8 protein-coding genes are annotated in these 8,833 nt (G+C 64.5%); 6 read left to right on the forward strand and 2 right to left on the reverse strand.

The features are described from left to right. Positions 1 to 17 precede the first annotated feature (17 nt). Positions 18 to 734 (reverse strand): FadR/GntR family transcriptional regulator, encoded by a 717-nt coding sequence (locus F6X61_RS26685; protein ID WP_153789279.1) that lies wholly within the window; start codon positions 732 to 734, stop codon positions 18 to 20. A 327-nt stretch (positions 735 to 1,061) separates the two neighbouring features. Between F6X61_RS26685 and F6X61_RS26690 the strand changes: the two genes are divergently transcribed. The 5 genes from F6X61_RS26690 to F6X61_RS26710 all read left to right on the forward strand — a co-directional run bounded on the left by F6X61_RS26690 (position 1,062) and on the right by F6X61_RS26710 (position 6,807). Further along, entirely contained in the window at positions 1,062 to 2,399 is a 1,338-nt protein-coding gene (locus F6X61_RS26690) for an MFS transporter (RefSeq protein ID WP_110992737.1), read from the forward strand. Between the two features lie 16 nt (positions 2,400 to 2,415). After that, positions 2,416 to 3,771, forward strand: a complete 1,356-nt coding sequence (gene gudD / locus F6X61_RS26695; RefSeq protein WP_153789280.1) for a glucarate dehydratase — start codon at positions 2,416 to 2,418, stop codon at positions 3,769 to 3,771. A gap of 263 nt (positions 3,772 to 4,034) precedes the next feature. Beyond that, positions 4,035 to 4,271, forward strand: coding sequence for a hypothetical protein (locus F6X61_RS26700; RefSeq protein WP_153789281.1), 237 nt, complete (start codon positions 4,035 to 4,037; stop codon positions 4,269 to 4,271). Further along, positions 4,252 to 5,643, forward strand: coding sequence for a GABA permease (gene gabP, locus F6X61_RS26705; protein WP_153789282.1), 1,392 nt, complete (start codon positions 4,252 to 4,254; stop codon positions 5,641 to 5,643). Before F6X61_RS26700 ends, gabP begins: the two co-directional genes overlap by 20 nt. Before the next feature lie 129 nt (positions 5,644 to 5,772). Beyond that, positions 5,773 to 6,807, forward strand: a complete 1,035-nt coding sequence (locus F6X61_RS26710) for a YhcG family protein (RefSeq protein ID WP_153789283.1) — start codon at positions 5,773 to 5,775, stop codon at positions 6,805 to 6,807. Here the strand turns inward: F6X61_RS26710 and F6X61_RS26715 are convergent. Further along, positions 6,771 to 7,646, reverse strand: coding sequence for a LysR family transcriptional regulator (locus tag F6X61_RS26715; RefSeq protein ID WP_153789284.1), 876 nt, complete (start codon positions 7,644 to 7,646; stop codon positions 6,771 to 6,773). The genes F6X61_RS26710 and F6X61_RS26715 overlap by 37 nt on opposite strands. A gap of 139 nt (positions 7,647 to 7,785) precedes the next feature. Between F6X61_RS26715 and F6X61_RS26720 the strand changes: the two genes are divergently transcribed. Next, the coding region (locus F6X61_RS26720) for an MFS transporter (RefSeq protein ID WP_153789285.1) at positions 7,786 to 8,833 on the forward strand (1,048 nt) is incomplete at its 3' end.

Below are 8,833 nucleotides of genomic sequence, written 5' to 3' on the forward strand. Positions count from 1 at the left end.
GATAGGGCCGGAACGGATTACACAGGTGCTTGATCCGGCACCAACCGATCCCGGCTGTTGGACAGGTGCAAACACATCGCCGCCCGCGCGGCGTCCGGGTCCTGGCGGCGGATGGCGTTGAGGATCGCCTCGTGCTCCAGGTTGGCCAGGTACGCTTGGCGCGCCAGCCTGGCGCCGGCGCGGTCCGCCTGGGCCAGGCGGTTGCGCGGGATCAGCGCGCTGCCCAGGTGCGCCATCATCTCGCCGAAGTACAGGTTGCCGGTGGCCTCGGCGATCAGCAGGTGAAAACGCCGGTCGGCTTCGATGCAGCTGTCGCCGGCGGCGGCCAGGTCTTGATAGTCGTCCAGGGCCTGGCGCATCTGCGCCAGATGCCGATCCGTGCGGCGCAGGGCGGCCAGCGCGGCCGCCTGGCCTTCCAGGCCGATGCGCAGCTCCAGCAGGTCGCGCACGCTGGCGGCATTTTCAGCCCCCACACGCAGCCCGGCCTGGGCCTGGCGTTCGATGACGAAGGTGCCGATGCCGTGGCGCGGCTCCACCAGGCCCGAGGCCTGCAACTTGGACAGCGCTTCACGGACCACGGTGCGGCTGATGCCGTGCTCGCGCACCAGGGTGTTTTCCGAGGGCAATCGGTCGCCGGGCCTGAAGGTGCCCAGCAGGATTTGCTGGGTCAGGCTGGAGACCAGGTCGTGGGCGCGGCTGTGGCCGCGTTTGCGCGGGGTTTCTTGGGTGTCCATGCGGGGGCTCGCTGATGGGCCGGTACAAGTGGTTGGCCGATCAGCCGAGCCTAGCAGGGCTGCTTGTACGACAAGTTAAAAAAATGAAAATAATTTAGCCCTTTAACCGGCCGCCTTTACTTGCGCAAGGGTGACTTGTTTTTGTTTTTTCGCTGCTTTTAGGCGTTTTATCTACTTGTATTTTGCTTTTTACTGACTGTTTTCGATCTTGTCGTACAACTTTGCGGCGCCTATGATTCGTTCATCTGGATGTCAGACAACAGGGCGTTTGCCAGACGCCCGGGCCTCCATCGACCCGCACAAAAACAATTAGTGGGAGAAACACCTGTGAACCACACCCTCGATCCGTCCGCCGGGCGCGACGCGGTGCTGACCAGCGCCGTGGCCAAGGTCAAACGGCATGTGCTGCCGCTGTTCGTCATCATGTTCATCGTCAATTACCTGGACCGCGTCAACATCGGCTTCGTCCGCCCGCACCTGGAGAGTGACCTGGGTATCAGCGCGGCGGCCTTTGGCTTCGGCGCCGGGCTGTTCTTCATCGGTTACGCGTTGTTCGAAGTGCCCTCGAACATGCTGTTGCAGAAGGTCGGCGCACGCCTGTGGCTGACCCGCATCATGTTCACCTGGGGCCTGGTGGCCACGGCCATGGCCTTCGTGCAGAACGAAACGCAGTTCTACGTGCTGCGCTTTCTGCTGGGGGTTGCCGAGGCCGGGTTCTTCCCCGGGGTGATCTACTACTTCACCCGCTGGCTGCCGGCCGCCGAACGTGGCAAGGCCATCGCCATCTTCCTCAGTGGCTCGGCCGTGGCCTCGTTGATCTCCGGGCCGCTGGCCGGGGCATTGATGCAGATCCAGGGCATGGGCCTGCACGGCTGGCAATGGATGCTGTTCATCGAAGGCATGGCCTCGGTGGCGCTGTGCTTCTTCGTGTTCTTCTGGCTCGACTCCAAACCCCATGACGCCAAGTGGCTGAGCCGCGAAGAGCAGGACGCGCTGGTGGCCGCCATCGACCAGGAGCAGCGCGAGCGCGAGGCGGGCGGGGTGGTCAAGGCTTCGTCCTGGAGCCTGCTCAAGGACCGCCAGATCCTGCTGTTCTGCCTGATCTACTTCTGCATCCAGCTGACCATCTATGCCGCGACCTTCTGGCTGCCGAGCATCATCAAACGCATGGGCGACCTCAGCGACCTGCAGGTGGGCTTCTTCAACTCCATCCCTTGGCTGATTTCGATCATCGCCATGTACAGCTTCGCGGCCTGCGCCCGGCGCTGGCGCTTCCAGCAGGCCTGGGTGGCGGCGGCGCTGCTGGTGGCGGCGACCGGCATGTTCATGTCCACCACCGGCGGGCCGGTGTTCGCCTTCGTTGCCGTGTGCTTTGCGGCCATCGGTTTCAAGGCGGCCTCATCGCTGTTCTGGCCAATCCCCCAGGGCTACCTGGATGCCCGCATCGCCGCGGCGGTGATCGCCCTGATCAACTCGGTGGGCAACCTCGGCGGCTTCGTCGCCCCCACCACTTTCGGCTTGCTGGAGCAGCAGACCGGTTCGATCCAGGGCGGTTTGTACGGCCTGGCGGTGACCTCGGTCGTGGCCGCCATCGCGGTGTTCTTCGTCCGGACCCGCGCCAAGGGCGCGCCTGCCCAAGACCTCAAGGCCGCCTCGGCCAACTGATTGCGAGAGAGACTTCATGAACATGCAGACAACCCCCGACGTGCACGTAGCCACCCCCGTGGTCACCGACCTGCGCGTGGTCCCGGTGGCCGGCCACGACAGCATGCTGCTCAACCTCAGCGGCGCCCATGGCCCGTACTTCACCCGCAACATCGTGGTGCTGCGCGACAGCGCCGGCAACACTGGCCTGGGCGAGGTGCCGGGTGGCGAGAAGATCCGCCAGACCCTCGAAGACGCCCGCAGCCTGGTGGTCGGCCAGCCGATCGGCCACTACCAGCGCGTGCTCAACGCCATGCGCCAGACCTTCGCCAACCGCGATGCGGCCGGCCGGGGCCTGCAGACCTTCGACCTGCGCATCACCGTGCACGCCGTGACCGCCATCGAATCGGCGCTGCTCGACCTGCTCGGCCAGCACCTGAACGTGCCGATGGCGGCCCTGTTGGGCGAAGGCCAGCAACGCGATGCAGTGAAAATGCTGGGTTACCTGTTCTATATCGGTGACCGCCACAAGACCGACCTGGCCTACCGCAACGAGGCCGACTCGGACGATGACTGGTTCCGTGTACGCCACGAGAAGGCCCTGACCCCGGAAGCGGTGGTGCGCCTGGCCGAGGCGGCCAAGCAGCGTTATGGCTTCAGCGACTTCAAGCTCAAGGGCGGCGTGCTGCGTGGCGAAGAAGAGATGGAGGCGGTGACGGCGCTGGCCGAGCGCTTCCCCGAGGCGCGCATCACCCTCGACCCCAATGGTGCCTGGTCGCTGAAAGAGGCCATCGCCCTGTGCCGCGACAAGCATGATGTGCTGGCCTACGCCGAAGACCCGTGCGGCGCCGAGAACGGCTACTCGGGCCGTGAAGTGATGGCCGAATTCCGTCGCGCCACCGGCCTGCCCACCGCCACCAACATGATCGCCACCGACTGGCGGCAGATGGGCCATGCGATCCAGATGCAGTCGGTGGACATCCCACTGGCCGACCCGCACTTCTGGACCCTGCAGGGTTCGGTACGGGTGGCGCAGATGTGCCACGACTGGGGCCTGACCTGGGGCTCGCATTCGAACAACCACTTCGACATTTCGCTGGCGATGTTCACCCAGGTGGGGGCGGCGGCGCCGGGCGAGATCACTGCGCTCGATACCCACTGGATCTGGCAGGACGGCCAGCGCCTGACCCGCGACCCGCTGCGCATCGTCGACGGCCATGTGCGGGTGCCGGAGCGTCCGGGCCTGGGTGTGGAGCTGGATGAAGATCAGTTGGCCAAGGCCCACGAGTGCTACCGCAACATGGGGCTGGGGGCGCGGGATGACAGCGTGGCGATGCAGTTCCTGATTCCGGGCTGGACCTTCGACAACAAGAAGCCTTGCCTGGTGCGTTGATTTCTGTGCGGGCCTCATCGCTGGCAAGCCAGCTCCCACAGGTTCAGCGCAAACCCTGTGGGAGCCGGCTTGCCGGCGATGAGGCCAGACATGACCACACAACAGTTCCCTGCTGCCATACGACACCCCGCGTGTCGGCAAGGCGTAGGCAGACGCCTGTGCAGCACAGCCCCGGGAGACCGGGGCTTTTTTGTGGGCGCCTGGCCCATGTCGTTTCCAGGCAAGCCAATCACGACATCTGGCGGGATCGGGCACGGGGTGTCGTGATCGCGAACCTGCGGGACGTTCTCGAACAATTTCCCCGTGCCTCGCGCGGCTTAAATAACCCCCGGATCGTTCGGTGCGTGGCTCTGCAAAAGCGTGAAGAAGTTCAACAACAGCGCCTGAGCGACGTGTCATTCTTATTGTTTTTCAAGGAGATGCTTTTTCGCCTGTACCTGCCCGTCCCTTCCTTGTGTCAGCAAAAAGAGAACAAGATCAATGAGCACCGTGGGATCTGATGGCAACCTTGCACAAGGTTTCAAGCCGCGTCATGTAACGATGCTGTCCATCGCCGGCATCATCGGCGCCGGGCTTTTCGTAGGTTCCGGGCATGCCATCGCGGCGGCCGGACCAGCCACCATTCTTTCTTATTTCGTGGCCGGCACCCTGGTGGTGCTGGTCATGCGCATGCTCGGCGAAATGGCCGTGGCACATCCCGACACCGGGTCGTTCTCGACCTACGCCGACCAGGCCATCGGCCGTTGGGCCGGCTACACCATCGGCTGGCTGTACTGGTGGTTCTGGGTGCTGGTGATCCCCATCGAGGCCCTGGCCGCGGGGCATGTGCTCAACGCCTGGTTCCCCCAGGTGGACAGCTGGATCTTCGCCCTGGCCTCGGTGCTGCTGCTGGCCTGCACCAACCTGTTCAGCGTGGCCAAGTACGGCGAGTTCGAGTTCTGGTTCGCGATCCTCAAGGTCACGGCGATCCTCGGCTTCATCGGCCTGGGCTTCGCCGCGCTGATGGGGTGGCTGCCCAACCGCGAGGTCAGCGGCTTGAGCACGCTGATGGCCGAGCACGGCGGCTTCACGCCCAAGGGCTGGTCGGCGGTGATCGGCGCCTTCATCACCGTGATGTTCAGCTTCATCGGCACCGAGGCGGTGACCATCGCCGCGTCCGAATCCAGCGACCCTGCACGCAACATCGCCAAGGCCACCCGCTCGGTGATCTGGCGCATCAGCACCTTCTATATCCTGTCGATCTTCGTGATCATCTCGGTGGTGCCGTGGAACGACCCGCAGTTGGCGGTGGTGGGTTCGTACCAGCGTGCGCTGGAAATCATGAACATCCCCAACGCCGCGTTGATGGTCGATTTCGTGGTGCTGATCGCGGTGACCAGCTGCATGAACTCGTCGATCTACATTGCCTCGCGGATGATGTACTCGCTGGCCAAGCGCGGCGATGCCCCGGCGATGCTCAAGGAAACCTCCAAGGTTGGCGTGCCGCGCGCGGCGGTGTTCGGCAGCACCCTGATCGGTGCGGCCATCGCCATCCTCAACTACTTCGCACCCAAGGGCGTGTTCGAGTTCCTGCTGGCCAGCTCCGGCGCCATTGCCTTGCTGGTGTATCTGGTGATCGCCATTTCGCAGTTGCGCATGCGTGCCCGGCTGGAGCGTGAAAACGCCAACCTCAAGTTCAAGATGTGGCTGTTCCCCTGGCTGACCTGGGCGGTGATCATCTTCATCAGCTGCGCGCTGGGGGTGATGATGTTCACCGAGGAGCACCGGGCCGAGGTGAGCGCCACGCTGGGGCTGGCCATCGTGATTTCGTTCCTGGGTATCGTGACCACGCGGGGGCATGCGCGGGTGGTGGGCGTGCGGTCGATGGGGTGATGGCTTTGCTGTGAACGAGAGGGCGCCAGTGGGCGCCCTCTTTGCGTTTTGCAACAGTTGTGTTGTCAGCCAGTGTGATGAATGCCCATAGACTCTTGCGCTCATTGATCATCGCCAGGGAGTCGTCGCATGAACACCGAGTCTCAAGATGCAACCGCGTCCGTAAAGGCCGACACGCGTTTCGCTGAAGTGATTGCACTGATCCAGACGGCTCGCCAGCGCGCGGTCCAGGCTGTGAATACCCAGCTGATCGAGTTGCATTGGCAGGTTGGGGCATACATCAGCCGCAAACTGGAGGCAGCCGAATGGGGTGACGGCGTGGTCAGCCAATTGGCGGATCATCTGGCGCTGACCCAGCCGGGGTTGAGAGGCTTTACCCGGCGCAACCTGTTCCGCATGCGTCAGTTTTATGAGGTCTATCGTGGGCATGAGGAGAAAGTGTCAGCACTGCTGACACAAGTTCCGTGGACCCAAAACCTGATCATCCTCAGCCAGTGCAAACTCCCCGAAGAGCGTGAGTTCTACTTGCGTATGGCAGCGCAGGAGAAGTGGTCGAGCCGTGAGCTTGAGCGCCAACTCAAGGCCGCGCTGTTCGAGCGCAGCGTGACGCAACCGGCCAAGGCATCGGCAGCGCTCACCCAGGCCCATCCGGCGGCCCTGGAGGTGTTCCGCGATGCCTACATGATCGAGTTTCTCGGCCTCTCGGGCGGGCACGCCGAGGCTGACCTGCACCAAGGGTTGCTCGGCCGCCTCAAGGACTTTCTGGTCGAGCTGGGCCGCGACTTCTGCTTCGTCGGCTCGCACTATCCGTTGCAAGTGGGCGGCCGTGACTTCGCCCTCGACCTGTTGTTCTTCCACCGTGGCCTCAACTGCCTGGTGGCCATTGAACTGAAGGTGGGGCGCTTCGAGCCCGAGTACCTGGGCAAGCTGGATTTCTATCTCGAAGCCCTCGACCGCAACGAACGCAAAGCCCACGAGAACCCCGCCATCGGCGTGCTGCTGTGCGCCAGCAAGGACGATGAAGTGGTGGAGTACGCACTGAACCGCAGCCTGTCGCCCGCGCTGATTGCCGAATACCAGACCCGCCTGCCGGACAAGGCCCTGCTGCAGGCCAAGCTGCAGGAGTTCTACGCGCTGGATGCCGAGCGCACGGCCTCGATATAGCGGGCGACGGCCGGTGACTTCTCGAAGCGCCGGTGCAACAGGCTCAACCACGAACTCGCCCGGCAATCCTCGACAGCCCGGTAGTTCACCTGCGGCAAGTTGATCCGCCGCACCACTGATTCCGGCACCACTGCAACGCCCTGGCCCAGCGATACCAGGGTGATCACCGCCACCAGGCTGCCCGGCTGCGGCCCCAGGCGTGGGACGAAACCACCCTGTGCGGCGACCTCCAGCGTGCCGGAGATCTGCTCGGGGAGGATGAAGGTTTCATTGGCCAGGCGCGTGGCCGGGAGCTGCTTGAGCTCGTTCAGGCGCGAGCCGGCGGGCAGCGCCAGGACGAAGCCTTCTTCATGCAGGGGAATCGCCTCCAGCCCGTCCGGCAGTTCCATCGGTGAGCGTACGTAGGCCAGGTCCAGTTGACCGTCGAGCACCTGCGCTGGCAGCGCATCCATTGGCGCCTCGCGAATATTCAGATGCACGCCGGGGTGGGCCTCACTGAACCGGGTCACTTGCTGTTGCAAGGTACCGGAGTAGGCCGCCGAAGCCACATAGCCCAGCTCGATGCGCCCACTGTCGCCACGTGCGGCGCGCTGCGCGCTGAGTTGCGCGGCGTCGAACTGGCGCACCGCCTGCTCGGCTTCCACACGCAAGGCTTCGCCCGCGGCGGTCAGGCGTACCTCGCGCTGGCTGCGCTGGAACAGCAGCACACCCAGCGCTTTCTCCATGTCCTGGATCTGCCGGCTGAGGGTGGGCGGTGCGATGCCCAGCTGCTCGGCCGCACGGGTGAAATGGCCGTGGCGGGCGACGCTGAGAAAGTAGCGGAAGTGGCGGATTTCCATGGGGCCTCGTTAGCCGGGGGCTAATGACGCAGGACGTGGCGGCTAACAAGCCCCGCGCCCGGCGGCGTTATGGTGAGGGCAACACTACAAGGCTGGCGTCGCGGCGGCAAAGCCCGATGACCGGCCGAGCCTCAATGCCATCGCGGGGCATCTCGCGGTCCGCGATGACGCCCCCTGGAGCCTTGCCATGTCCACCCCCGCTTCTGCGCGTTTCACCCTGTTCACCGCCTCGGCCGTGTGCGCCCTGATCATCCTCGACACCAACATCGTCGCCGTCAGCCTGCCCAGCATCGCCCGCGACCTGTCCGGCTCGTTCGCCGACATCGAATGGGTGGTCAGCGCTTACCTGCTGGCCTTCGCCGCCTGCCTGCTGCCCGCCGGCAGCCTGGCCGACCGCTTTGGCCGACGGCGCATGCTGCTGCTTGGGCTGGCACTGTTCGGCCTGGCTTCCCTGGCCTGCGGTGCTGCGCCGAACCTGTTGTGGCTCGACCTGGCCCGTGCCGGTAAAGGCGTGGGCGCTGCGCTGCTGCTCACCGCCGCCCTGGCTGCCATCGGCCACCGCTTCCATGAGCCCGAAGCACGGCTGCGCGCTTGGGCCTTCTGGGGCGCCTGCATGGGGGCCACCATCACCTTTGCGCCGCTGCTCGGCGGGCTGATCGCCAGTACCCTGGGCTGGCGCTGGATCTTTTACATCAACCTGCCGCTGGTGGCCGTGCTGGCGCTGATGGTGCTGCGCAGTGTCGAAGAGTCCCGCGATAGCGCTGCTGCCCGGCTTGATCCGCTGGGTAGCCTGACCTTCGCCGGTAGCCTGGGGTACCTGATCTGGGCGTTGATCGACGCCAATCGGGTCGGCTGGGATAGCGCGCCTACCTTGGGGCGGTTGGTGATTGCAGCCTTTTTGTTTGGCTTGTTCGTGATGGTCGAGCGCAGCCAAGCACGGCCCATGATCGATCTGCAACTGATGCGCAGTGGGCGGTTCATTGGCGCCTTGCTGGGGATGTTCGCTTATGCCGCTTGTGCCCAGGTGATGATGACTTTGTTGCCGCTGTACTTGCAGAACGGGTTGCAACTGTCGGCGCTTGAAGCGGGGGCGGGGATGTTGCCGTTTGCCGTGGCGATGCTGCTGACGCCGCGGTTGGGGATGCGCCTGGCGGCTAGGTTGAGTGCGGCGCAGGTGTTTGCGTTGG

The organism is Pseudomonas sp. EMN2, assembly GCF_009650555.1.
Taxonomy (GTDB): domain Bacteria; phylum Pseudomonadota; class Gammaproteobacteria; order Pseudomonadales; family Pseudomonadaceae; genus Aquipseudomonas; species Aquipseudomonas sichuanensis.